This is a genomic window from Liquorilactobacillus mali KCTC 3596 = DSM 20444 (assembly GCF_000260415.1).
GTDB lineage: Bacteria > Bacillota > Bacilli > Lactobacillales > Lactobacillaceae > Liquorilactobacillus > Liquorilactobacillus mali.
In genome coordinates, this window is sequence record NZ_BACP01000026.1 from 24,206 (window position 1) to 50,367 (window position 26,162).

General features: G+C 38.3%; 22 protein-coding genes. 2 read left to right on the plus strand and 20 right to left on the minus strand.

Annotated elements, in window-relative coordinates; genetic code table 11:
* Window positions 1-7 precede the first annotated feature (7 nt).
* The 6 genes from GSM_RS03765 to GSM_RS03790 form a co-directional block, all read right to left on the minus strand.
* On the minus strand, window positions 8-2,233 hold the full coding sequence (locus GSM_RS03765) for a RelA/SpoT family protein (protein ID WP_003690185.1): 2,226 nt from the start codon (window positions 2,231-2,233) through the stop codon (window positions 8-10).
* 147 nt (window positions 2,234-2,380) lie between these two features.
* Window positions 2,381-2,707 (minus strand): hypothetical protein, encoded by a 327-nt coding sequence (locus GSM_RS03770; RefSeq protein WP_003690184.1) that lies wholly within the window; start codon window positions 2,705-2,707, stop codon window positions 2,381-2,383.
* Window positions 2,708-2,741: 34 nt separating this feature from the next.
* Window positions 2,742-3,500 carry a 16S rRNA (uracil(1498)-N(3))-methyltransferase gene (locus GSM_RS03775; RefSeq protein WP_003690183.1) on the minus strand — a complete coding sequence of 253 codons (759 nt, stop codon included), beginning with the start codon at window positions 3,498-3,500 and terminating at the stop codon, window positions 2,742-2,744.
* Window positions 3,501-3,503: 3 nt separating this feature from the next.
* Window positions 3,504-4,400, minus strand: coding sequence for a 50S ribosomal protein L11 methyltransferase (prmA, locus tag GSM_RS03780; RefSeq protein ID WP_003690182.1), 897 nt, complete (start codon window positions 4,398-4,400; stop codon window positions 3,504-3,506).
* A gap of 41 nt (window positions 4,401-4,441) precedes the next feature.
* Window positions 4,442-4,939 (minus strand): DUF3013 family protein, encoded by a 498-nt coding sequence (locus tag GSM_RS03785; protein WP_003690180.1) that lies wholly within the window; start codon window positions 4,937-4,939, stop codon window positions 4,442-4,444.
* Window positions 4,940-5,186: 247 nt separating this feature from the next.
* On the minus strand, window positions 5,187-5,786 hold the full coding sequence (locus tag GSM_RS03790) for a TetR/AcrR family transcriptional regulator (RefSeq protein WP_003690179.1): 600 nt from the start codon (window positions 5,784-5,786) through the stop codon (window positions 5,187-5,189).
* Window positions 5,787-5,985: 199 nt separating this feature from the next.
* On the opposite strand from GSM_RS03790, the gene GSM_RS03795 reads away from it, so the two are divergent.
* Window positions 5,986-6,945, plus strand: a complete 960-nt coding sequence (locus GSM_RS03795) for a nucleoside hydrolase (RefSeq protein ID WP_003690178.1) — start codon at window positions 5,986-5,988, stop codon at window positions 6,943-6,945.
* Between the two features lie 13 nt (window positions 6,946-6,958).
* Window positions 6,959-7,303, plus strand: a complete 345-nt coding sequence (locus tag GSM_RS03800) for a hypothetical protein (protein WP_003690177.1) — start codon at window positions 6,959-6,961, stop codon at window positions 7,301-7,303.
* A gap of 145 nt (window positions 7,304-7,448) precedes the next feature.
* Here the strand turns inward: GSM_RS03800 and lepA are convergent, their stop codons facing one another.
* From lepA to GSM_RS03870, 14 genes are all read right to left on the minus strand, one after another.
* Complete coding sequence (gene lepA / locus GSM_RS03805; protein WP_010077821.1) at window positions 7,449-9,272, minus strand: translation elongation factor 4; 1,824 nt, start codon at window positions 9,270-9,272, stop codon at window positions 7,449-7,451.
* A 145-nt stretch (window positions 9,273-9,417) separates the two neighbouring features.
* On the minus strand, window positions 9,418-10,560 hold the full coding sequence (dnaJ, locus tag GSM_RS03810; RefSeq protein ID WP_010077822.1) for a molecular chaperone DnaJ: 1,143 nt from the start codon (window positions 10,558-10,560) through the stop codon (window positions 9,418-9,420).
* A 110-nt stretch (window positions 10,561-10,670) separates the two neighbouring features.
* On the minus strand, window positions 10,671-12,524 hold the full coding sequence (gene dnaK / locus GSM_RS03815; protein WP_003690165.1) for a molecular chaperone DnaK: 1,854 nt from the start codon (window positions 12,522-12,524) through the stop codon (window positions 10,671-10,673).
* Between the two features lie 31 nt (window positions 12,525-12,555).
* Window positions 12,556-13,206, minus strand: a complete 651-nt coding sequence (gene grpE / locus GSM_RS03820) for a nucleotide exchange factor GrpE (protein WP_003690163.1) — start codon at window positions 13,204-13,206, stop codon at window positions 12,556-12,558.
* Between the two features lie 15 nt (window positions 13,207-13,221).
* Window positions 13,222-14,256, minus strand: coding sequence for a heat-inducible transcriptional repressor HrcA (hrcA, locus tag GSM_RS03825; RefSeq protein WP_003690161.1), 1,035 nt, complete (start codon window positions 14,254-14,256; stop codon window positions 13,222-13,224).
* Between the two features lie 99 nt (window positions 14,257-14,355).
* Window positions 14,356-15,306 (minus strand): riboflavin biosynthesis protein RibF, encoded by a 951-nt coding sequence (gene ribF / locus GSM_RS03830; RefSeq protein ID WP_010077823.1) that lies wholly within the window; start codon window positions 15,304-15,306, stop codon window positions 14,356-14,358.
* 13 nt (window positions 15,307-15,319) lie between these two features.
* Window positions 15,320-16,228 carry a tRNA pseudouridine(55) synthase TruB gene (gene truB / locus GSM_RS03835; protein WP_003690150.1) on the minus strand — a complete coding sequence of 303 codons (909 nt, stop codon included), beginning with the start codon at window positions 16,226-16,228 and terminating at the stop codon, window positions 15,320-15,322.
* A 235-nt stretch (window positions 16,229-16,463) separates the two neighbouring features.
* Complete coding sequence (rbfA, locus tag GSM_RS03840) at window positions 16,464-16,820, minus strand: 30S ribosome-binding factor RbfA (RefSeq protein ID WP_003690148.1); 357 nt, start codon at window positions 16,818-16,820, stop codon at window positions 16,464-16,466.
* Window positions 16,821-16,850: 30 nt separating this feature from the next.
* On the minus strand, window positions 16,851-19,244 hold the full coding sequence (infB, locus tag GSM_RS03845) for a translation initiation factor IF-2 (RefSeq protein ID WP_003690147.1): 2,394 nt from the start codon (window positions 19,242-19,244) through the stop codon (window positions 16,851-16,853).
* A 76-nt stretch (window positions 19,245-19,320) separates the two neighbouring features.
* Window positions 19,321-19,626, minus strand: a complete 306-nt coding sequence (locus GSM_RS03850; RefSeq protein ID WP_003690146.1) for a L7Ae/L30e/S12e/Gadd45 family ribosomal protein — start codon at window positions 19,624-19,626, stop codon at window positions 19,321-19,323.
* Window positions 19,616-19,918, minus strand: coding sequence for an RNase P modulator RnpM (gene rnpM / locus GSM_RS03855; RefSeq protein ID WP_003690144.1), 303 nt, complete (start codon window positions 19,916-19,918; stop codon window positions 19,616-19,618). Before rnpM ends, GSM_RS03850 begins: the two co-directional genes overlap by 11 nt.
* Before the next feature lie 31 nt (window positions 19,919-19,949).
* Window positions 19,950-21,035 carry a transcription termination factor NusA gene (gene nusA / locus GSM_RS03860; protein WP_003690142.1) on the minus strand — a complete coding sequence of 362 codons (1,086 nt, stop codon included), beginning with the start codon at window positions 21,033-21,035 and terminating at the stop codon, window positions 19,950-19,952.
* Between the two features lie 22 nt (window positions 21,036-21,057).
* Entirely contained in the window at window positions 21,058-21,531 is a 474-nt protein-coding gene (gene rimP, locus GSM_RS03865) for a ribosome maturation factor RimP (protein WP_003690141.1), read from the minus strand.
* Window positions 21,532-21,677: 146 nt separating this feature from the next.
* Entirely contained in the window at window positions 21,678-26,015 is a 4,338-nt protein-coding gene (locus tag GSM_RS03870) for a PolC-type DNA polymerase III (protein WP_003690138.1), read from the minus strand.
* Window positions 26,016-26,162 lie beyond the last annotated feature (147 nt).

Consider the following 26,162-nt stretch of genomic DNA (forward strand, 5'->3'; position numbering starts at 1 on the left):
TTTCTCCTTAATGAATTGTTCTCTTAACTACGTAAACATCTGGAACACGCTTAATATTATCAATAACCCTCTGCAAATGAATTCCATCACGAATTCCGACGGTCACATCCATCGTTGCAAGCTTATTACTATCCACTCGCCCATTGACTGAGTTCAATTGACGAGTACTATTATTAAGTGCCTGTAGAACATCATTCAGTAAACCTGAACGGTTGTATCCTTGGATTTGTAAGTCTGCATTATAAAATGTTTTGGCGTCAGGAACAATATTCCAAGTAACATCGATAAAGCGACTCCCGGACTGCTTGGCATTCTTCACATTTGGACAGTCCACACGATGGACAGAAACTCCGCGTCCTTTCGTAATATAACCTACGATCTTGTCGCCAGGAATCGGATTACAGCAGTGGCTCAACCTAACTAATAAGTTGTCAACTCCTGCAATTATCACACCTTCATCGCTTTTGGCTTTTTGTGTACTCTGGCCATTTTCCTTCGTAATTTCCTGGTGATCTTCCAACAGAGCCTTTTCTTCTTGCCGCTTACGGGTCGATTCTTGTTCAGCTCTAATTTTTTCAGTCAGAGTGTTAATGACCCCAAGTGGTGCAACCTCACCAAAACCGATTGCCGCAAACAAATCATCTGCACTTGAAAATTTACGTTTTTTCAAAACCTTTGCGATATTATCATTTGTTAAAACAGCCTTAGGCTCAAAACCCATTTCTAGTAAATTCTCATCAATAATTTCTTTACCCTTATCGATGTTTTCAACCCGATCCTGCTGCTTAAAGAAACGTTTTATCTTATTACGTGCCTTATTTGTATGCACTAACTTTAACCAGTCTTGACTAGGACCTGCGGAATTTGATGAAGTCAAAATATCAACAATATCACCGTTTTTAACCTGATAATCGAGCGGTACCATCTTCCCATTGACCTTTGTTCCAACAGTCTTATTCCCGATTTCAGTGTGAATCGAATAGGCCATATCTAGCGGACCTGCACCCTTAGGTAACTCAAATACATCACCTTTAGGAGTAAATACGTAAACACGATCCCCAAATAAATCGCCTTTGACACTCTCGACAAATTCAGCAGCATCACTGCTCTCATCTTGCAATTCAATTATTTCTTTAAACCAATTAAGTTTTGTTCCAGTATCATCATTAGCGACTGCCTCAGTCTTGCCTTCTTTGTATGCCCAATGAGCGGCAATACCATATTCAGCAACTCGGTGCATTTCAGAAGTTCTGATCTGAACTTCAAAAGGTTGCCCTTTTGGACCGATTACAGTTGTGTGGAGCGATTGATACATATTTGCTTTTGGCATTGCTATATAGTCTTTAAAACGACCCGGCATGGGTTTCCACTGGGTATGAATTGCTCCTAAAACCGCATAACAATCCTTGATAGAATGTACAATAACCCTGACAGCCAACAAATCATAAATCTGACTAAATTGTTTGTGCTGGTCCTTCATTTTACGATAAATTGAATAGATATGCTTAGGACGTCCGTAAATTTCGCAATCAACATTTAAGTCCGCAATTGATTTCTTGATATCGACAATTGCTTTATCGATATACTGAACTCTCTCTGTTCTCTTCGAATTCATTAGATGCACAATTCGATAGTATTGCTGTGGGTTAAGATAACGCAAAGAAACGTCCTCTAACTCCCACTTAATTGTGCTGATACCTAAACGATCAGCCAACGGAGCATAAATCTCAAGTGTTTCATTAGCAATTCTGCGTTGCTTGTCAGGACGCAAATGAGACAAAGTCCGCATGTTATGCAAACGATCAGCAAGTTTCACAATAATAACTCTTAAGTCTTTGGACATCGCTAATAATAATTTACGGTGATTCTCAGCTAATTGCTGCTGATGTGATTTATATTGAATCTTGCTAAGCTTAGTAACCCCATCAACAATTATTTCGACATCCTTACCGAATAATTCAGCTAAATCTCCCAAAGTAACCGGTGTATCTTCGACGACATCATGAAGGAATCCAGCACAAACTGTCGCCGGATCCATTTTCAAGTCCACAAGTATTCCCGCAACCTGTATCGGATGAATAATATATGGCTCTCCTGACTGGCGATGTTGATCTTTATGCACATAATTAGCAAAGTCATACGCTTTCTTCACCAATGCTACATGCTTTTCATTCATATATTTCTGGACACCTCTGATTACATCATCCGCACTCCAGTTAGTTTCTTTTTCCATAATGTCCACTCCCAAAATCAGCTAATCTTCCTCTTTTTCTCCAATTCCGTTAAAGTTGTGCAAACATAAAAAAGAAATGTGATAAAAGTTTTCGTTCCTCTCAAACACATTTTCCTTAAAATCCAATTCTGCCATAATATTTTTGGACTAATCCTTAACTGCACCATACGTTAAGAAACCAATTAATAGGTAAACAATGGCAATGTAATATGCAAAACTCTCAAAAAATAGTCTAACCCCAATAAGATATAAAATTGGAAAAAAGAACAAATAGATAAATGGCTGTTTCTTAATACCAACAATCAGTCCAGATATGATTGTAAAAATTACATTAATTCCAAAAAAAGAAAAAGTATATTGTTGAACATCTGTCAGGTTAATAAAACTGAAGATAATTGGAACGACAATTGCTGCCGCAGTTGCAAATGCTAAATACCATAAAGTTGTTAATGAAAATATTTTTTTCGAAGTCATTTTAAATCCTCACTTAATTATAATTGTCTATATTCTACCCTAATTCTATTACGAATGAAAGTGCCGAGAGCAGATACAAAGGAGCCGTCTCAGCACGCATAATCCTTGGACCTAATCCTGCAAAAACAAAACGATTTTTTTCCATATAATCTACTTCCCTAGGTGATATTCCACCTTCTGGTCCAAAAATGGCGAGTAATTCAGGTTGTTTTGAGTTTGTAATTTCTTTTTTCATTGATTCAGTTAATCCAAATAAGTTACTTTTTTCACCATTTTTTGCTGACTCCTCATAAGCAACTAATTTATAATCAAAACCTGACAGCTCAATTGAGGTCAGACTTTGATTGTATTGGACAGTAGGAATCTTGGTTCTATGCGACTGCTGAGCAGCATTCAGAGCAACTTTACTCAAACGCTCTACTTTTTTCGCTACTTTTTTTTGCTCCCATTTTGCAACAGAGAATTCTCCAGCAAAAAAAATAAATTCACTGGCACCTAGTTCAGTTCCCTTTTGTACAATCCACTCAGCTTTATCACTTTTGGATAGCGCACAAGCAATCGTCACGTGAACAGGTAGTTCAACCTTAGTTTCAATCCAATTGATCAGCACGGCTCTTGCCTCTTCTTTAGTAACTTGTGTTATTCTCATCAATGCTACCTTTTGGGTCTTCAAGACAAGCTCAAATTGGCTATCCACATGCAATCTCATAACCCTAATAGCATGATGATAGATTTCTGCTGGTAGTACTAATTCATCGGCTATCTCGGACTTATCAATGAAATAACGCTGCATTTCTCAATCCTCCAAATCTTTTTGAGCAATAATTGCGACCCATTTTCCATCGCTCAAAGTCTCAATAATCTTTAACCCAGTTGCTCGAACCTGTGCAGCCATTTCTTCTTCCTTTTCAACAATGATTCCCGCCATGATAAGTTTGCCCTGTGGTCTCAAATGTTCCACTACCTGCGGTAGCAATAACGTCTGCACTTCTGGTAAGATATTGGCGAGTATAAGGTCTGCTTGTCCCTTTGCTCCATCCAATAAACTATTCAATTCCAGTTCAACGTTATTAACGTCTTTATTTAATTCTAGATTTTTTTTTGCAGATATGATTGCTTCATCTTCTACATCACAAGCATAGACACGCTTAACACCTAATAAACTTGCAGCAATACTTAATATTCCAGTGCCAGTACCAACGTCAAAAACAACTTCATCCCCACGTATATGGTCCTCTAGTGCACGCAAAGCAAGAACTGTCGTCGGATGTGTCCCAGTTCCAAATGCTTGCTGCGGATCCAACCTAATGACAATTTCCGAATTTTGGTGTTTCTTGTATTCCTCCCAAAAAGGAACAACTGTCAAAAAACGAGTAATTCTTTGTGCGTGATAATACTTCTCCCACTCATCTTTCCAGGTTTGATCGTCTATGATACCATACCTGATAGAAACACCTTCAGTATCAAACCCATACTCCTCAAGCTTGTTAATACGTGTTTTAATTAAATCAACTTTATCATTAATACTTTGCTGCAACTCAAAGAAACCGCTAATAATAATAGTATGGCTCCGACCTGTCAAAAAATCGTCATCGTCCTTCTCAATTCCCTGTGCTTCTAGGTCTAATAAGATATTCTCAAGCGGTGCCTGCAATTCATTATTAGCCTTAATTGTCAATTTACCCCAGCGCAAATGAAATCCTCCAAACTGATTTTATCTCTTATACTTATCTCTTAAGCTTCATAAGGTAGTGTACCAGATATACTTTTTTGTTTTTCTCTGACCAATTGTTCGAAGGTTTCTTCTGACCATTTCAATTCAAAATTCAGTAAAAAATCTAACTGGTCACTATTACTCAGAAAATGCTGCAAGTTTTCGCGCCCAGATAACAATATTACTTTCAAGTACTCCAAGAAGGCTACTCCTTGGGCTCTCTCCCAACCAGATTTGCCATCGTATGCTATACAAGCCAAGAAGTCATCACTCCAAGCCGGTTTAATATTTTGCACTGTACTGTCATATATAAGAATTGTATCCACAAATTCTATTGGATTTTCTTTAGAGCTATCACCAGTCATATCCAATAAGAAGTGCTGTCCCTTTTGTTCAATACTAAAAGTGATGTCAACTGTAAAAGTATGACCATCTTTGTCCCAAAGTAAGTCTAAACCCCCATCGAATCCTAGATTAGCCAAACCTGTAGTCAAAAACTCATTTAGACTTTGTTTCATCACTTCACCATCCTTATCAAGTTGAGAGTGTGTCATAGACCTTTAAAATTCAAGTACTAACCTAAAATTATGAACGTAATGTATCTTCACCATGAGTAATTTAAAGTTAAACAGAAAACTTTGACTTATGACCCAATCTCAATAAATAGTTGAAAAGTTATTACTATAATTAATAGTAATATTTCATCTTGTTTGTGACAACATATTTATTCATATATTTCTTCATTTAACCTTATTTAAACTTTTTTTAACTTAATTCTGCACTTATCATGCTAGATAACAGCTTATAGCCACTCTGTAATATCAGTTGACTCTTTTCATGGTTGCCAAGTGCATTCTGCGCTGTTCCTAAAACAAACTGCCATATTAAACCACTCTTTATTCTAACTACGTCGGTTTTATTTTCAAAAAACTCCAGCAGACTATCAGTCAGTTCTTTTTTTAATTGTTGGTATTCAGAAATCTTGTAATTATTCTGTACCTGTCCACTATGAATTTCAAAAAAAATAATTGCATTCAAATAACCCTCGTAATTACTCAAGAAATTCTCAAGCGCCTTCCAAAAGACTGCAAATTGTTGCGTAGAATTTAGAGGATGACTTTCTTGCTGTTGAAGCTGTATCAATTCCAACAGTTGCTTGTACCCGCGCAACATTATTTCAAAATATATCTGATTCTTACTATCGAAGTAGGTATACAGCGTCTTCTTACTAAATTCTGCTGCCTTGGCAATTTCAGCAATACTAGTCGCTTCAAAACCATTTTTAAAAAACTTACTTTCAGCTGCATCTAATAAATCTTGCTTTTTTAATTCACGAATTTCAAATCGACGTTCAATTTGTCCCAAAGTCGTCACACCTATACTCATATTTTATAAAAGGTAACTCTCAGTATACTTTATGTTACTATAAGTATACTACACTAGACTTTTAGTTTCAATTATCTTTAAGTCTTTATTCAGCAACCAGACATCTAGTCACTTTTACTAATATTTGGTAAGATATGAATAAATACCAAATACATATTTGAAATTCTGGAGGCAACAAATGGCTAAATATAAAATGATATTAGACTTAGATACAGGCATCGATGATGCACTAGCATTAGCATATGCACTAGCGGATCAAGACTGTGATTTAATTGGAATCATCGGTTCTTACGGGAACGTCCTTGTTGAACAGGGCACGCAAAATAGTCTTGACTTGCTTTCATTACTTGGAGCAAGTGGGGTTCCCGTCTATGAAGGATTTTCACATTCGTCAACTACTTCAAGCTTCACTGTGCAACCTGTTAGTGCTCGAATTCATGGGAACAACGGTGTAGCAAACTTGGAAATCAATCGTGCCTCGACAAAGGTCGAAAAGCAGTCCAGTATTGATTTCCTAATTGATGCTGTCCACAAATACAAAAAAGACCTGCTGCTAGTTCCAACTGGTCCACTTACTAATCTAGCTGCTGCAATCAAGAAGGATCCTACAATTACAAAATTGATTGGTCACGTCACACTGATGGGTGGAGCACTAACAGTTCCTGGCAATGTTAGTCCAGTTTCAGAGGCAAATATTCATCAAGACCCAGAGGCAGCAAATGATGTGTTCCAATCCGATATTCCTTTAACAATGGTCGGTTTGGACGTTACTACCCGAACGCTCTTAACTAATAAAGAAACTGCGATTTGGCGCAATCTTAAGACAAAATCCGGCAGTGTTTATGCTGATCTAGTTGATTACTATATTGATGCTTATAAAGAAACAAACCCCCATCTGAACGGCTGCGCTCTTCACGATCCGCTTGCTGTAGCAGCCGCACTTGAGCCAAAACTCCTTGAAACAATCTACTTAAATATGAAAGTAGATACACAAAAACCTTATGAAGGGCGTACAATTGGGGATGAAACTCGCTTGAACTTACCTGCGACAACAACACAAGCAGCTGTTAATGTCGATGTTGATCGTTTCGTTACAAAATTTATGGAGCGGCTAACAACATTATTTGAGGAACACTAATTGAGGTGATAAAATGACAAAAGTTGCTTTAGGACTATATATTTTCTGGATAATTTTGTTGATACTCAAATATATCTCGATGGAAAAGGATTCTTCTTTTTCATATTTTCGTGTTTTCTTTGGAAAAATTGCTTGGTATCGAAATTCGAGAGTTCTGATATTATTGATTGGCTTGTTCCTAGTCGAAATCTTTCTTCCACTCAAACAGATATATCTTCTCTTTTTCATCACAGGATGTATAATCATTCTTATGACATTTGCCAATTTCAAGTTTAAGGCAGGCAGAATTTGGTCAAATCTGATTGTATTGCTAATTGGTATTTGCGTAACTGGCTTTTCAAGCTTGTTCGTTTTCTAGAATTGATTAGTTTTATTGAAAAGAAATAAAATTAGTTGTCCTAGCACTAATTTATTGTTCATAAAAAGGAATCAGGTCAAAAGTTAGCGCTCGACCTGATTCCTTTTTATTTCTTATAGAGTATATTATCAGTACTTTAGGTATACTATTCCTCATTTGTTTTTAGGACTGCCATAAATGCTTCTTGTGGTACTTCGACGGTCCCAACCGATTTCATCCGTTTCTTACCACGTTTTTGCTTATCCAATAACTTAGCGCGTCGATCAGGATCACCTGTATGGATTCTGGCTGTAACATCCTTACGGTATGCCTTAATATTTGTCCTAGCTATAATTTTTGCTCCAATTGCGGCTTGAATTGGAATCTCAAAATTTTGCCGCGGAATTATTTCCTTTAATTTACTCGTAATTACACGTGCTCTTTGTGGTGCAAACTCGCGGTGAGCAATAAAGCTAAGTGCATCAACCTTGTCTCCGTTCAATAAAATATCAATCTTCACCAAGTCACCCGCGCGGGTACCATCTAAGTCATAGTCAAGTGAAGCATATCCCTTTGTACTGGACTTCAGCTTATCAAAAAAATCAAAGATTATTTCTGAAAGTGGCATCTCATAAATTACATTCACGCGATAATCATCAAGATATTCCATCGTCACAAACTTCCCTCGTTTTGCCTGACAAAGCTCCATGACAGACCCTACGTAGTCATTAGGAACCATAATTGTTGCCTTCACAAATGGTTCATTGATTGTCTTTATCGCAGTTGCTTCTGGCATTTCCGCAGGGTTGGAAACAGTTTTATGACTTCCGTCAGTTAGCTCAACATCATAGGTTACAGATGGAGCAGTTGTAATCAAATCCATATTAAACTCACGTTCAAGTCTTTCTTGGACCACATCCATGTGCAGGAGTCCTAAAAAACCACAGCGAAATCCAAATCCTAACGCTGTTGAAGTTTCGGGTTCAAACTCCAGTGCTGCATCATTCAATTGTAACTTTTCAAGCGCTTCTCTTAGGTCATTGTACTTAGCATTATCAGTTGGATAAAGTCCAGAATAAACCATCGGATTCATCTCACGATAACCTTCTAGCGCCTTTTCTGCTGGGTTATCTGCACTAGTTACTGTATCACCTACACGCGTATCTTGGATGTCCTTGATACTTGCGGTCAAATACCCAACATCACCGGCCATCAACAAATCTCTCTTAATCGGTTTAGGAGAATTAACTCCCACTTCAACGACCTCATACTCTGTTTGACCATTCATCAAACGAATCCGGTCGCCTGCTTCAACGGTTCCTTCAAAGACACGAATACTCAAAACAACTCCACGATAATCGTCATATACAGAATCAAAAATTAGTGCCTTCAGTGGGCCATCGATGTTGCCTTCTGGAGCAGGAATGTCATGAACAATTTTTTCAAGCATTTCTTCAATTCCAATTCCCTGCTTTGCACTCGCCAAAACTGCCTCTGATGCATCGAGACCAATCACATCTTCAATCTCTTGCCGAACCACTTCAGGCTGTGCAGAAGGTAAGTCAATCTTATTAATCACAGGCACGATTTCTAGATCATCATCTAAAGCCAGATAAACATTGGCCAGCGTTTGAGCTTCAACACCTTGTGCGGCATCGACAACCAAAACCGCCCCTTCACACGCAGCAAGGCTTCTCGAAACTTCATATGAGAAGTCCACATGACCTGGTGTATCAATCAGATGAAAGATATATGTTTCGCCATCCTTTGCATGATAGTTAAGTTCTACAGCATTCAATTTGATTGTAATTCCGCGTTCACGTTCTAGTTCCATGGAATCAAGAAGCTGTGCCTGCATTTCTCTTTTTGATACCGTCTCGGTTAATTCTAAAATTCGATCCGCTAAAGTAGATTTTCCGTGATCGATATGCGCCACAATTGAGAAATTGCGAATTCTTTTTTGCCGCTCCTTTAATAATTCAACATCCATGCATTAATTCCTACTTTCTTACTCGAAATGTTCTTAGATTCAATTATAGCAAGCCGTCATACTAAATACAACGCACCAAGAAATTACATACAAATAAAGCCTAGCTTAATTTAGTAATACTAAAAATCAAGCTAGACTCTATTTACTATTTCTTATGTTTCTTTAACCTATCAAAAATTGATTCATTTTGTGTTTTTTCTCCGCTGGCTTCAGCAAAAGCGCGCAATGCCTCTTTTTGTTTCTGGTTCAAGCCCTTTGGAGTTCGAATCTTAACGGTAACTTGCTGGTCACCATTACCATTGCCACGAAGATATGGTGCTCCTTTACCACGCAGCCTAAAGGCCGTTCCTGATTGAGTTCCAGCTGGCACCTTCATCTTTACGTCACCATGAACAGTTTTAACTGTAACTTCGTCTCCCAATGCTGCCTGAACAAAACTAATCGGCATTTCAAAGAAGATATTTGCTCCATCTCGCTTAAAGATTTTGCTTGGAGCAACATTGAAGATAACATATAAATCGCCATAAGGTCCACCGTTCTCACCAGCTTCACCTTGTCCTTGCAGACGCATCTGGTTTCCGTCTTCGACTCCTGCTGGAATTGAAACTTCAACCTCATGTTTTTCATGGACGTGACCATCACCATGACAAGTCTCACACTTATCTTTGATGATCTTACCTGTACCATGGCACACATCACATTCTTGCTGCGTAACAACTTGTCCAAGCGGTGTTGATCTCTTAACACGAACTACACCACTACCACCACAGTGTGAACAATTTTCTGGGGTAGTCCCAGGTTTAGCACCACTGCCACCACATGTCTTGCAAAGAGCTTCCCTAGTATATTGAATACTTGTCTTCTTACCAAAGATTGCCTCTTCAAAAGTCAAATCCATCTCGTATTGTAGATCCCGTCCTTGCCTTGGAGCGTTAGGATTACGTGATGCAGAACCACCGCCGCCAAAGAAAGAACTGAAAATATCCTCAAATCCGCCGCCACCAAAGTCGCCGAATCCACCACTAAATCCACCATTTTGTCCTGAGAATCCACCAAAACCTTGTTGACCACCAGTCGAACCATACTGATCAAATTGGGCTTTCTTTTGAGGATCACTGAGAATTTCGTATGCTTCATTAATCTCTTTGAATTTCTCTTCTGCACCTGGTTCTTTGTTCAAGTCTGGATGATACTTCTTAGATAGCTTACGATAAGCTTTCTTAATATCAGCGGCAGAGGCATCTTTGGATACACCCAAAACCTCATACGGATTTCTGATTTCTGCCATTTTTACCCTCCATCATAAATAAGATGTTTGTTTAGCCTAGCGTAACATAGTAATAGCTAAATAAAAAGCCAAAGTCCAAACATGGTCTTTGACTTCTTATCAGCTAGCGACTACTTCTTGTCGTCGTCGGGATCAACTTCCTTGAAGTCACCTTCAACTGTATCGTCATTAGTCTTATCACCTTTATCAGCAGCTGTAGAATTTTCTCCACCAGCTTGTGACTGAGCTTCTTGAGCCTGTTGATATAGTTTAACTGATAAATCCTGAACGATCTTCGTCAAATCATCCTTCTTAGTCTTCATTTCTTCAACATTATTCTCATCTTGAGCCTTCTTCAAAGCATCACGTGCTTCTTTAGCCTTCTTGATTTCATCCTCAGAAACCTTGTCTTTAATTTCTGATAATGTCTTGTCAGTTGTGAAGAGTAATTGATCAACTTCATTCTTTAAGTCAACCTCGTCCTTACGTTTCTTATCTGTTTCTTCGTTCTCTTGAGCTTCCTTAACCATACGATCAATTTCATCGTCTGAAAGTCCAGATGAACTCTTAATAGTAATCTTTTGCTCTTTATTCGTTCCCAAATCTTTAGCAGATACGTTTACAATCCCATTCTTATCAATATCGAATTTAACTTCGATCTGTGGAATTCCACGAGGAGCAGCTGGAATATCTGTTAATTGGAAACGACCAAGTGTCTTATTATCCGCAGCCATTGGACGTTCACCTTGCAAGACATGGATGTCAACAGCGGGTTGATTATCTGCGGCGGTTGAGAACACTTGCGATTTGCTCGTTGGAATTGTTGTGTTACGATCGATCAACTTTGTGAATACTCCACCCATTGTCTCAATCCCAAGTGATAATGGTGTAACATCAAGCAAAACAACGTCCTTAACATCACCAGTAATAACACCACCTTGGATAGCAGCACCCAAAGCAACGGCTTCATCAGGGTTAACTGATTGGTTAGGTTTCTTGCCTGTTTCAGCCTCAACTGCAGCTTGAACAGCTGGAATACGTGTAGAACCACCTACTAAGATAACTTCATCAATATCACTCATCGAAAGTCCAGCATCTTTTAAAGCATTACGTACTGGAATCTTTGTCCGATCAACTAAGTCAGATGTTAAGTTATCAAATTGTGCACGAGTCAAAGTCTTTTCCAAATGAAGTGGGCCATTCTCACCAGCCGTAATAAATGGTAGACTAATTTGTGCACTCGTAATACCTGAAAGATCCTTCTTAGCCTTTTCAGCTGCATCCTTCAAACGCTGCATAGCCATCTTATCTTTTGAAAGATCAATTCCATTTTCCTTCTTGAATTCAGAAATTAACCATTCCATAATCTTGTTATCAAAATCATCCCCACCGAGGAATGTATCACCATTTGTTGAAAGTACTTCGAATACTCCATCGCCTAATTCAAGGATAGAAACATCAAAAGTACCACCACCAAGGTCAAATACCAAGATCTTTTCATCTTTGTCAGTCTTGTCAAGACCATATGCTAAGGCAGCAGCCGTTGGTTCGTTGACAATACGTTCAACTTTTAAACCAGCAATTTTACCAGCATCTTTTGTAGCTTGACGTTGACTATCATTAAAGTAAGCAGGTACAGTAATAACTGCTTGCGTAACATCTTCACCAAGGTATGATTCTGCGTAATCCTTGATATATTGCAAAATCATTGCTGAAATTTCTTGTGGTGTATATTCTTTGTCTTGAACCTTTACTTTATACCCAGCCTCACCCATGTGACGCTTGATTGATGCAATCGTATCAGGGTTTGTAATTGCTTGTCTCTTTGCAACTTCCCCAACTTGAGTCTCACCATTCTTAAACGATACAACTGATGGAGTTGTACGATTTCCTTCAGGATTAGTAATAATCTTAGCTTCTTTACCTTCAAGAACAGCAACTGCTGAGTTAGTTGTTCCTAAATCAATACCAATAATCTTCGACATTAATTTCAACCTCTTTCAAAAATTTTTAAATTTATTGTGCAACAACTACCATTGCAGGTCGTAATACACGATCCTTCAACATATAGCCATCTTGGAATACTTCAATCACAGTCTCAGCCTTCTGGCCTTTTTCAGCCGGAATAGACTTGACAGCTTGATGAAGCGTTGGATCAAAGGCCTGTCCAAGTGCTTCAATCTTTGTCACATTATTTGCCTTCAACGCCTTCTCCATGTCATTGAAGACAAGTTCAATACCTCTTTTTAACTGCTTAGAGGCATCGTCAGTGACTTCAATTTGCAATGCACGATTTAAGTTATCAATGACTGGAAGAACATCTTTAGCAAGACTCTGACCGTCATAACGCAATAATTTTTCCTGCTCTTTTTTGAATCTTGTGTGCATATTAGCCATTTCAGCTTCAGCCCTCAAATACTTATCTTCAAAGCTATCACATTTTTTTTGAAGTTCTGCTACTTTTTGTTTTAATTCATCTTTTTCAGAATCTTCATCATCAGTAGCAGGTTCTTCAGAAGACTCTTTTTTTGCTTCTTTTTCATCAACTTCTGCAGTTGCTTTCTTCTCATCAACTTCAGGAGTCGTTTTGTTTTTGACAGGCTCTTCTGAAGCTTCTTCGTTAGTCTTCAGAGTTTGCTTTTCTTCGCTTCCCTTTTGTTCTGACAAACAGACACCCCTTTTCTAATCATCATAAAAACTATAGTAATCTAATAATTTACGTGCCAATTCTTCTTGGAATGTCTGAACCAGACCAATCATCTTTGAATATGGCATATTTGTCGGACCAAGCAGAGCAATCAATCCTTGTCCATGCTGTGCTACATCATAAGTGGTCGAAATCAAGCTATAATTACTTAACGAACTATTAGTCAGCTCATCTCCTATTTTCACTTGGATCGTACCCGTTGGATTACCAATCAAGTTATTGATATCCTCAGAATGCTCAATCAGAGAATAAAGTTCCTTAATCTGACTGACATCTGCCTCACCAACAAAATTCAGCAAATTCAACTTGCCACTCACAAAGAATTGCTCGCGCGCCGATCGCTCCAGGATATTCCCAAAAATATCGAGAAATCCCACAGGTCTTTGAACATAATGCAATAACAGAGGAATTGTCTCATGTAGTCTTTCAATCACCTGATCAAGAGGCAATCCAACAATTCTATCATTGACCACACGAATCACTGCTTCGATTTCATCGCCACCCAATCCTCTAGGAACATTAAAGAGTTGACTCTCAACATTTCCATCACTAGTAACCAGCATCATCATCAGCTGCTGATTACCAAGTGGAAGAACTTTGAACCCTTGAAACTTAATATTTTTTGCCTCGGGCTTAAAAGTAATCGCAGTATAGTTGGTCATATCAGAGAGTATTTTCGCGGATTCAGCAACAATCTCATCAATCTTGTAGAAATTATTGCCAAATGACGAACGGATATCCTCCAGTTGTTCTTGATTAACAGTATCAGGTTTTACAAGATTATCAATATAATAACGATAACCCTTCAAAGTTGGTACCCTGCCCGAAGAAGAATGTTCTTTATTAATAAATCCCAAGTGCTCCAATGCCACCATCTCATTACGAATAGTCGCAGAGCTAACTTGCATCGGTAACTGTTCACCTAAGGATTTCGAACCAACAGGTCTTCCAACAGTCGTATAATCCTGAATTATCGCCTCAAGAATTAACAATTGTCTCTCAGTAAGCATTTCAATCACCTCGATTAGCACTTAATGTCCTAGAGTGCTAAGTCAATTATTAATATACAAGAACTACTTAAATAAGTCAAGAAATGACGCCCATTTATCTTATATTTCTCTTGCTTTCTTAAAATAATTTCGCGTATTTTCTTCATCTTTTTTCAACTGTGCTATTAGTCCTGCCGCACCATTATACTTAACTTGTCCTCTTAATCTCTTATACCAATCAACCACTACATTTTCATTGTATACCATCTGCGAAAAATCAAGTAAATTAATCTCAATGGTCACCTCTCTGCCTTCACCAAAAGTTTCATTACGTCCAATTGATGCCATTCCTAAAACATTTTTTCCAACAATCGCGACCCTAACAGCATATATTCCTTCCGCCGGTAGCATCTCTCGAGGATCTACCGCAACATTGATTGTAGGAAAACCAAGCTCACGACCTCTTTGTTCACCATGAACGACTTTACCGTTATTTTGGTAATGGTAACCTAAAAGTTCATTCGCAAACTCAATGTCTCCATTCAAAAGTGCCTTGCGAATTCGTGTCGAACTAATCTTTTGATCCTTATCATTTAAGTATTTTACTTCAATAACTTCAAAGCGATTTTTTGCATATTCTGCAAGGATTTGCATATTTGCAATGTCTTGCTTGCCATACGTATAATCTGAACCCGCAACAATTGCCTGTGCATTCAACCCTGCCATATATTTATCAACAAATTCTTGTGGCCCCATCTTGACTAGTAAATCATTCAATGAGACTACATACACTATATCGGCACCCAGTGCTTCAAAAAGTCTATTTTTTTGTTCTAAAATAGTCAGATATTTAACATCTTGTGGTTTCACTCCTTTAAAAGGAATTGAGGGATGCATGTTTAGTGTCATCACGGCTAATTTTACATTCCGCTTTCTGGCCTCAGCTTTTGCACGGCGGATAACCGCTTGGTGTCCACGGTGCACACCATCAAAAAAACCTAGTGCCAAAACAATATCTCCTGTGGGCAATATTGACTTGTTAAAAGGTTCTACTAAGTTGATTACTTGCACTTTCTATTCTCCTCTAAGTTAAATCAATCATTTGTTCAGGTTGATATCTTTTTTTCTCTTCATTGTAACGATAGATACATCTAGCTCTATTTTGATACATCAAAACTATTTTTTCAGCTGTACCATTAACTTCATCAGGAAATAGGAACCCACCATTTCTAATGATTTCCCATTGTTTCTCATTTAATTCAATATGAAAATATTTTTGTAAGGCATAATCAACTGGATAAAGTCGCTCCTCAAGATTACCGCTCTTTGCAGCCTGCTCCAACTCACTAATTTTAACAGCTTGCCCAATTGTGAAACCACCACTTGATAAGCGTGATAAATCAGACATGACGGCTGGAACACCCAGCTTGCGGCCTAAGTCGACAGCCAAAGTTCTGATATATGTTCCCTTTCCACAACCGACTTCAAAATAGATTTTCTGATACCCACTTTTTGAGTCAAAAACAGTTTTGTTAGTCTGTTTGAAATACTCAATATGAACATTTCTCTCAGGACGTTCCACTGAATCCCCAGAACGTGCATAATCATATAATCTGCGACCCTTAACCTTAATTGCAGAATACATTGGCGGAATTTGAATCAAGTCACCAGTTAACTCGTCCATTTTATCATTAATTTCTTCACTAGTGAATGGTTCGTCCAATAATCTTTTATCAACAATTTCACCATCAAGATCCTCAGTTGTTGTTGAAAATCCTAGTGTGATTTCCCCAATATAGATTTTGCCTGAATCCATTAAATAATTAACTACTTTCGTTGCTTTGCCAACACAAATAGGTAATACTCCATCAACATTCGGATCAAGTGTCCCACTATGTCCAATCCGTCTCATTTTGAAGATTTTTCTGCATTTAAAAACACAGTCAGTACTTGTCATTCCACGTTCTTTATATACTGGAATAATTCCGTCCATTTTCTTCCTCCCCAAATACTATAAAATCATTAAAAAGAAAGGGACTGTAACAAAACAAACGTTTTGTGGCAGCCCCTTTCTTTTAAACGTATTCCAAAAGTCAGTCCTCATTATGCCTAATCACTCATGACAACAAAAAATATTTTGTTTGTAATTTTATGACGGACAGCAGACTCTAACTCTTGTTACGCTTCTTTTAATTTCAAAGCCATCAACGCTCAAAAAAAACAACTTCTTAATCTTTGGGATGATTTAACTTATTTAAAAGTTCATCAATATGATCTCCATATTGAACTGAGCGATCTCGTTCAAAAATCAACTCAGGAGTCACATAGATACTCAACCTAGAACCTAATTCTCGACGAATCAGCCCCTTGGCTTTCTCCAAACCAATCTGTGTTTTTTCACCATCAGATGCAAGTTCAGACAGAATACTATAATAAATGGTTGCTTGCTGCAAGTCACCAGTAACTTCGACCCCTGTAATTGTAATGCCCTGAACTCGCGGATCACGAACTCTTTTCATCAAAATATCGGTTACTTCTCGTTGGATTTCTTGAGATAAACGACCAACACGATAATTTTGTGCCATTGCGTTCTCCTCCATCTAATTCTTAATTAACTATTCGACCGGAACTTCTTCCATGATAAATGCCTCAATCTGGTCGCCAATCTTGATATCATTGTAATTTTCAACCATTAGACCACATTCGAAACCTTGCTTAACTTGTTTAACATCGTCCTTGAAGCGTTTCAAGGATGCTAATTTACCTTCATAGACAACAATTCCATCACGAATTACACGTACTCCGCTGTCACGCTGAATGTAACCATCAGTCACATATCCACCACCGATTGTTCCAACTTTAGAAACCTTGTAGGTTTCACGAATTTCAACCTGCCCGATAATTTTTTCTTCAAAGACAGGTTCAAGCATTCCCTTCATAGCCGTCTCAATCTCATCAATTGCCTTATAAATGACACGATGCAAACGAATATCAACGCTATCACTTTCAGCTTGTGACTTGGCTTGTGGTGTCGGACGAACATTGAATCCTACAATAATAGCATTTGATGCTTCGGCAAGTGTAACATCACTTTCATTGATAGCCCCAGCAGCCTGATGAATGATGTTAACACGTACGCCTTCGACTTCAATCTTCTTCAAACTGCCAGCAAGAGCTTCAACTGAGCCCTGTACATCCGCCTTAATGATAACATTAACTTCCTTCAATTCACCTTCTTTAAGTGAATCAAATAGGGTATCCAATGTAACATGTTGAATGTTGCTATGCTCTTTCAACAATGCGCGTTTTGCACGTTCCTCACCAGCAGCACGAGCAGTTTTCTCATCGCTAAATACGATGAACCGATCACCTGAATCTGGAACTTCGTTCAAACCGGTAATTTCAACTGGCGTAGCGGGTAAGGCCTCCGAAATCTGTTGTCCTTTATCATTAATCATTGTCCGAACACGACCAAATGTATTTCCAACAACAATCGGATCACCAACATGCAATGTTCCTTGTTGAACCAACAATGAAGCAACTGTTCCTTTTCCTTTATCTAAACGAGCTTCGATAACGGAGCCTGCACCATGCTGCTTAGGGTTCGCACGTAATTCAAGAACTTCAGCCTGCAACAAAATCATATCCAGCAATTCATCAAGATTCTTGCCAAATTTAGCTGACAATTCAACAAAGATTGTGTCACCGCCCCAATCTTCAGGGATAAGTTCATATTCAGTTAATTGTTCCATTACATGATTAGGATTTGCACCCGGTTTATCAATCTTATTAACGGCAACAATAATTGGAACTTCTGCGGCCTTAGCATGGTTAATAGCCTCAATCGTTTGTGGCATCACACCATCATCTGCGGCAACAACCAGTACCGTAATATCAGTAATATCGGCTCCACGTGCACGCATGTTAGTAAATGCCGCATGTCCTGGTGTATCTAAGAAGGTAATCGTCTTACCATCATGTTTCACTTGGTAAGCACCAATATGCTGTGTAATTCCACCAGCTTCACCCTCTGTAACATGAGTGTGGCGTAATTTATCAAGCAATGTTGTCTTACCATGATCAACATGACCCATGATTGTTACAACTGGGGGACGAGTTTCGAGATGCTTCGTATTTTCTTGTTCATCTTCAAAGAACTTATCAATATCAGCTACATCCACTTCTACTTTTTCTTCCGCCTTCATGCCATAATCGTCAGCCAAAATCTCAATTGTATCTTTATCCAAAGATTGATTTTGATTAACCATTACACCCATCATGAATAATTTTTTGATAATTTCTGCTGGTTCACGATGAATCTTCTTAGCTATATCAGCTACATTCATTCCTACTGTATAGACAAGTGTTTCTGGAAGCGGTCTATCCTTACGCGGTGGAACTGCGGGCTTCTTGGTTTCTTGATAACGGCTGTTTTTTCTATTTCTACGCTTCTTTTTGTTGCTATATCTATTTTGTGAATTAGAATTTTGACCAAATCTATTTTGTCCAAAATTATTCGAACGCGTATTGTTATTGTTAGATTTGTTTTCAAAACGTGAATTGCTTTTCTTAGCAGAATTGTTTGTAGTTGAACTCTTTTTACTACTTGTTGTTGCTTGGCTTCTGCCACTTTGTGTAGTACTTTTCCCTTGTACTTTGTTATTGTTATGCTGAACTTTGTTATTGTTATGCTGAACTTTATTATTGTTGTTAGTTGTTTTATTCTGAATTGGTCCGGCCTCTTTACTATTATTATTTCGTTGAGAACGTTTTGGTTGATTTGAAATTCTCGAATTTTTTTGTTCATTCACCGCAGGTCTTTTAGCAGTGCTTACCTTTACCTTGTCCGTAGTTTTCTTAAGTGCTTCTTTTACTTGGCGTTCTTCATTGTCTCCAATCGTCGACATATGATTATTAACAGCAAAACCCTTTTTTCGTGCTGTTTCAATCACCACCTTGCTACTGACGTTCAATTCTTTTGCTAATTCGTAAATTCGCTTTTTTCCCATGTATTCACGCTCCAATCTCAACTATACAATTTATATCCCTACAGATTGCATAGTCCAAACCTTTATGGTAAAAGCATCAGCTCAACAGCATCATTATTTTCTTACTGAAACCCAAATCATCAATTGCAAGCACAGTTCGATTCGCTCCAATTGCTAAGCTAAGTTCCTGATGTGTAAAATCACAACTTATATTGACTTGATAACTTTTACACTTGTCTATAAACTTCTTTTTAGTTCCTTCTGAGCCATCACTGGCAACAAAAACAATCTGTACTTTTTGTGCTCTGACTTTCTTTAGAACGCCTTCTTCACCAGTGATCAACTTGCCAGCTCTTCTAGCAAGTCCAAGCATTTGCAAAGCTCTTTGTCTTTTATCGAGCATCGCCAAAAAGCTCCTTGCGTGCTGCTTGATGATCAACAAATGCTACTAATTCATCATAAAACTCCTCAGGTACTTTTACTCCAAAAGCCTTATTGAATGTATGCTCTTCTTTCGCCTTTTTGGCTACTGCAACATCTAGTGAAATATAAGCTCCGCGACCCGGCTTCTTACCAGTTTGGTCAATGCTGACCTCGCCTTCTTTATTCTTCACAATTCGAACGAGTTCCTTTTTGGGCTTCATTTCTCCTAAAACAATATCCTTGCGCATAGGTACCTTACGTTGTTTTACCATCTAATCATCTCCCTTGTCCAAGAATTTATAATTAGTCTTCTTCGGTATCAGAACTTGCAGCATCCGAAGTATCAGAAATCTTCGCAAATTCCGATTCAGATTTAATATCAATTTTAAAACCAGTTAATTTTGCTGCTAAACGAGCATTTTGTCCTCTTTTACCGATTGCAAGCGACAACTGGTTGTCTGGAACAATCACGGTACAAGCACGTTCATTTTCTGGATTAAACTGAACATCAATAACTTCAGCTGGATTAAGTGCATTGCTAATGAATTCAGCTGGATCTTCGCGCCATTCCACAACATCCATGTTTTCACCCTTGAGTTCATTAACGATTGTCTGTATTCTTTCGCCTCGGGGACCAACACAAGTTCCGACAGGATCAACGCCCTCACTGTGCGAACGGACAGCAACTTTAGCACGGTCGCCTGCTTCACGCGCAATTGAAATAATCTCAACAGTTCCATCAAAAATCTCCGGGATTTCCTGTTCAAACAATCGTTTTAACAAATCCGGATGTGAGCGGCTTACAAAAACTTGAGGACCCTTCGATGTATTCTCAACTTTATAAATGTAGACCTTGATGCGATCATGTGACTTGTATTCCTCACCAGGAATCTGATCTTGATGAGACAATACAGCCTCAACCTTGCCAAGATTGACATATACATAACGATGATCATGTCGTTCCACTTCACCAGTTACAATCTCATTTTCATATTGAATGTATTCATCATAAATGATTCCACGTTCAGCTTCACGTACACGCTGCATAATAACCTGCTTTGCAGTCTGTGCAGCGATCCGCCCAAAGTTCTTGGGTGTCACTTCAAATCTAATCGTATCACCAATTTCATAAGCACGATTAATTTGAACTGCTTCTTCGAGACTGACTTCAAGGCGTGAGTCAAAAACTTCAGCGACAACTTCTTTGACTGCAAAAACATGAATGTCGCCACGCGTTTTGTCAAATTCGACTTCTACATTTTGTGCCTGCCCATAGTTACGCTTGTATGCAGAAACAAGAGCTGCTTCAAGTGCTTCTAAGACAACATCTTTCTTAATTCCCTTCTCGACTTCCAATGCATCTAACGCATTTAGTAATTCCTTACTCATCTAAATTTTCTCCTTAACAAATCTAAAATTTAATAGCTAGTCTTGCCTTTGCAATCTTATCACGCGGTATCTCAATTTCTTTATGTCGTGTTTTATCCATATACTCAAGCTTCAAGTGGCTCTTTGACAGCTCAACCATTGTTCCTTCAAAGACCTTTGAACCTGCAAGCTGCTGATAAAGTGAAACGTGAATATATTTGTTTAATGCACGTTCATAATCACTCTCTTTTTTCAGTGGTCTTTCCGCACCAGGTGAAGAAACCTCAAGGTAATAAGCCTGTTCAATAGGATCTGGATCACATTCATCCAATTTTTCACTCAACTTATCACTTATTAATGCACATTCTTCAATGTTAATACCATCTTCTTTGTCAACAAAGACTCTCAGATACCAATTCTTTCCCTCTTTAACAAACTCAATATCCACCAATTCGAAATTACCAGCTTCTAAAATTGGCGTAACTAGTTCAGTAACTGTTTCAACTACAGTACTCACAAGTCAACCTCCTTTTTTATTACTTCAAAGTACAGCCCTAGTGGTTGCAATAAAAAGAGCGAGCATCACTGCTCACTCCCAACGAGTTACTTAATAACGTCTTCATTGTACCATGTATAGTCTGTTTTGACAAATAAACACTTATATCAAAACAATGATTCAAATAAGCTCAGTTGATTCTCGTCTGGCAACTCATCAAGCACATGATTTTCCGTCATAAACTCAATTAGAGTCTTCGAAACTTTGCCTCGTTTTGCTAAATCTTCTTTTGAAAGAAACTCCTTTTCCTCACGTGCTGCAACAATCTGCTTAGCAACATTAGTTCCTAAGCCCGGCATCGCATTAAATGGTGCAATCAGCGTTTTACCATCAATTAACCAGTCAGAAACAGCGGACCGGTGCAGATCAACCATTTTGAATTGATAACCGCGTTCAAGCATCTCATTAGCAATTTCAAGCACAGTCAACAGATTCTTCTCTTTGGTAGAGGCATCCATTCCCTTGTCATTTATTTCTTTCATTGCTGCTTTAACTGTCTCACTGCCGCGAGACATTGCAACAAGATCAAAATCATCTGCTCGGACACTAAAATAAGCAGAATAATACACTAATGGGAAATACACTTTAAAATAAGCAATTCGTAATGCCATTAAAACGTATGCAGCAGCATGTGCCTTAGGGAACATATACTTTATCTTAAGACAAGCACCAATGTACCATTCCGGAACTTTTGCTTCACGCATTTCAGTTTGCCAATCTTCAGGGATTCCTTTCCCTTTACGGACACTCTCCATTATTTTAAATGCTCGATCAGCTTCAACACCCATATGAATTAAATCCATCATAATATCATCACGACAACCGATAACCTCAGGCATCGTAACAGTTCCATTCTTGATCAATTCTTCTGCGTTGCCAAGCCAAACATCCGTTCCATGTGAAAGCCCAGAGATCTTAAGCAATTCTGCAAAAGTTTTTGGCTTTGTCTCCTCAAGCATTCCCCTAACAAATCTTGTCCCAAACTCGGGAATTCCAAGCGTTCCTGTATTAGAACCAATCTGCTCAGAAGTCACGCCTAAAATGTCTGTTCCCGAAAAAAGCTTCATGACACCTGGGTCATCTGTCGGAATCGATTGTGGATCAATTCCTGACAGATCTTGCAACATTCTAATCATTGTTGGATCATCATGGCCAAGTATATCAAGTTTCAAAATATTATCATGAATTGAATGAAAATCAAAGTGTGTCGTTTTCCAAGTAGCTGATAAGTCATCGGCCGGATATTGAATAGGAGTAAAGTCATATATGTCCATGTAATCAGGCACAACCAAAATTCCCGCAGGATGCTGTCCGGTTGTTCGTTTTACACCTGTTGCACCCTTTGCCAATCGATCGACTTCGGCACCTCGAAATGTTTGTTCAGTATCACGTTCATAGGCTTTAACATAACCATAAGCGGTCTTATCGGCAACTGTACCGATTGTCCCTGCTCGAAAAACATTATTCTCCCCAAATAATACCTTTGTATAATTATGGGCGATTGGCTGATAATCACCGGAAAAGTTCAAATCTATATCAGGTACTTTATTCCCATAGAATCCCAAGAAAGTCTCAAAAGGAATATCTTGTCCATCCTTGATTAACTTCGTTCCACAATTTGGACAATCCATATCAGGGAGATCGAACCCTGAACCATACTCCCCTTTTTCATAGAACTTACTCCATCTGCACTTGGGACAGCGGTAATGAGGCGGTAAGGGATTGACCTCTGTTATCCCCGTCATTGTAGCCGCTAAACTAGAACCAACGGAACCACGTGAGCCTACCAAATAACCATCTTTATTAGACTTAAAAACAAGTTTTTGTGAAATCAGATAGATTACCGAAAATCCATTTCCAATGATACTCTTAAGTTCTTTATCCAGCCTTTCTTGGACAACCGCTGGAAGTTCATCTCCATAAAGCTTATGTGCTTTATTCAGTGCGAGATTACGGATTTCATCTTCAGCACCATCCATTTTGGGTGTATACAGTTTATCTTTAACAGGTGAGATCTCATCGACCATATCGACCACTTTCTGAGGATCAGTCACCACCACTTTTTGAGCCCGTTCTTCACCCAAAAAGCTTAAGTCTTCTAGCATTTCATTTGTTGTCCTAAAGTGAGCATCAGGTAGTTCTTTCAGACGATTAAGCGGATTAGCTCCCGCTTGTGAATGAATTAGAATCTTACGATAAATTGCATCTTCTTTATTCAGAAAATGAACATCGCTAGTGGCAGCGACAGGCATCTGCAGCTCTTCTCCCAAGTCAACCATGTTCTTAATAATTGTCTCAAGATTTTTATTATCTTTAACCATTTCTTGCTCAATCAATGGTGCATACAACGGTTTTGGCTGGATCTCTAAATAATCATAAAAACGCGCCTTTTTCTTGGCTTCATCAAAGCCCTTTTGCATCATTGCTACAAAAACTTCACCACTGGAACACGCCGAGCCTACCAGAAGTCCTTCACGGTACTTCACAAGTTCCGAGCGCGGAATTCGAGGCATGCGATAATAATACTTGACCATCGATAATGATGCTAGTTTAAACAAATTTTTTAGACCCTGTTGCGTTTGAGCAATAATCGTAGCATGAAATGGGAATCCATGTTTATATGCATCGACCTCACCAGCATGTTTATTAAAATCATCTTGAAATTCAATCTTAAATTGTTCATTAGCTTCCTTGAGCATCGCAAAGTATATGTATCCAGTCGCCTCAGCATCAAAAATCGCACGATGATGATGCTCCAAATCAACATTAAGTAACTTAGCAAGGCGATTCAGACGAAAACTCTTAAGTTCTGGATACAATAAACGTGCCAAAGGCAAAGTATCAATCCAAGGATTCTCAATCTCTGGTAAGCCATGACGTTCATAGCCAATATTCATGAAATCAACATCAAAAGTTGCATTATGACCAACAATAATGCTGTCTTTGCAAAACTCTTGAAATAACTGGAAAACTTCCTTTTCAGACTTAGAATTTCTAACCATGTCATCCGTAATACTAGTCAAATTAATGGTTGTCTGTGACAAAGGATGTCCTGGATCAATAAACATATCGAATTTTTCTAAAACCTCTCCTTGTTTCATCTTAACAGCTGCAAGTTCAATTACTTTATCAAATCGAGCAGACAAACCTGTTGTCTCAGTATCAAAAATTACATATGTAGCATCCTTTAAAGCTACATGTGCTTCATTATAGGCGATTGGAATACCATCATCTACAACATTAGCTTCAACACCATAAAGAACCTTAACACCATTTTTCTTTCCAGCAGCATATGCTTCAGGAAAAGCCTGGAGCGTGCTGTGGTCAGTGACGGCAATCGCCTTTTGTCCCCACTTTGCCGCTTGTTTGATGTAATCTGTAATACTGTTGGTAGCATCCATCATACTCATATTCGTATGAACATGCAGCTCTGAATGTTTTTGTCCCTCTGGTGCCGTATCCTTACGAACTTCATGAGAAATTTGATTAATGTCGAAGGCGTTAATGGCAAGGTCGCGCATGAAGCTGTCTTCTTGAACACTTCCTCTAATTCTTACCCATTGCCCTTCATCAATTGCATCAAAGCAAGCTTCATCCTCTTCATTTCGCGAGAATTTTTTTACAATAATTGACGAACTATAATCAGTCACTTTTATAATTAATAGCTTACGGGAAGAACGTAACGTTCGCACCTCTTTATCAAAGATATATCCCTGAACAGTAACGGAACGTTCCTCTTCAGTAATATTAATCATCTGGGTAATTTCAGCTCTGTCATCAATCTTCTTTCCCATAACGACCAAACCTGAAATTTTTGGAAGAGATTTCTCTTGTTTATGTTGATTCTGCTGCTGAATTGCCTGAATCGCTTTTTGCGCTAACTGCTCGTCATCTTTTGCCTTTTGTGCTTTAAATTCAGCAATTTTCTTTTGCGATTTTGATTCATCAATTATTGTATGGATGGCAAATTTTGGAAAACCCATCTGGCGATAAGTCTCTTCGATAGGTCCTAACGCCTGATTAACAAGGAATTGCTTTAAAATTTCATTCTCAGCTTCAAGTATTACCCGTTGGTCATCTAAATAAGGCACTTTACCAAAAGTCAATTCCTGCACAAACGGAGAAGTAACACCACAGTGTTTAAGTACCCAGTTCCAATATTCACCAAGATTACGTTTATTCATTTGTGGTTCTTCTATTTTAAAGAAGATTTTGACATGAGCAATATTTCTAAAGCTTTCTTCCAATCTCTGCGAAAATTCTTCAAATAGCGGAAATGGCCAAATATCCTCTGTCTTAAATACGAAATCCCATCTTTGCGAAACATGATGTAATTCCACATTTTCAATTTGAGTGCTGTCAAAAATTATTTTTTCTTCATCTTTTATATTCCAATTTAATTGCAAAAGTAATTTTTGAAATAGTGTTTTCTTATCAATTCCCAAATTGAACTTCCTTTCTTTTCATAATCATTCAAAATAACTATAGTATCTAAATTCTATCACTAAAAGTAATTATCTGTAAAAACTTCTTGCGCTCGTTTGTAAAATTAGGAAATACAAAAGACGAAAGCGATAAAAAACAATCACCTC

Coding starts and splice junctions, on each gene's coding strand:
- GSM_RS03800 (WP_003690177.1), top strand. CDS start 6,959: ATGACAAAAGTTGCTTTAGGACTATATATTTTCTGGATAATTTTGTTG.
- dnaJ (WP_010077822.1), bottom strand. CDS start 10,560: ATGGCAGAAATCAGAAATCCGTATGAGGTTTTGGGTGTATCCAAAGAT.
- GSM_RS03850 (WP_003690146.1), bottom strand. CDS start 19,626: ATGCTCGATAAAAGACAAAGAGCTTTGCAAATGCTTGGACTTGCTAGA.
- rnpM (WP_003690144.1), bottom strand. CDS start 19,918: ATGGTAAAACAACGTAAGGTACCTATGCGCAAGGATATTGTTTTAGGA.
- hrcA (WP_003690161.1), bottom strand. CDS start 14,256: ATGCTTACTGAGAGACAATTGTTAATTCTTGAGGCGATAATTCAGGAT.
- GSM_RS03775 (WP_003690183.1), bottom strand. CDS start 3,500: ATGCAGCGTTATTTCATTGATAAGTCCGAGATAGCCGATGAATTAGTA.
- rbfA (WP_003690148.1), bottom strand. CDS start 16,820: ATGGCACAAAATTATCGTGTTGGTCGTTTATCTCAAGAAATCCAACGA.
- dnaK (WP_003690165.1), bottom strand. CDS start 12,524: ATGTCGAAGATTATTGGTATTGATTTAGGAACAACTAACTCAGCAGTT.
- nusA (WP_003690142.1), bottom strand. CDS start 21,035: ATGAGTAAGGAATTACTAAATGCGTTAGATGCATTGGAAGTCGAGAAG.
- GSM_RS03765 (WP_003690185.1), bottom strand. CDS start 2,233: ATGGAAAAAGAAACTAACTGGAGTGCGGATGATGTAATCAGAGGTGTC.
- GSM_RS03795 (WP_003690178.1), top strand. CDS start 5,986: ATGGCTAAATATAAAATGATATTAGACTTAGATACAGGCATCGATGAT.
- infB (WP_003690147.1), bottom strand. CDS start 19,244: ATGGGAAAAAAGCGAATTTACGAATTAGCAAAAGAATTGAACGTCAGT.
- GSM_RS03785 (WP_003690180.1), bottom strand. CDS start 4,939: ATGAAACAAAGTCTAAATGAGTTTTTGACTACAGGTTTGGCTAATCTA.
- lepA (WP_010077821.1), bottom strand. CDS start 9,272: ATGGATGTTGAATTATTAAAGGAGCGGCAAAAAAGAATTCGCAATTTC.
- GSM_RS03770 (WP_003690184.1), bottom strand. CDS start 2,707: ATGACTTCGAAAAAAATATTTTCATTAACAACTTTATGGTATTTAGCA.
- truB (WP_003690150.1), bottom strand. CDS start 16,228: ATGGACGGAATTATTCCAGTATATAAAGAACGTGGAATGACAAGTACT.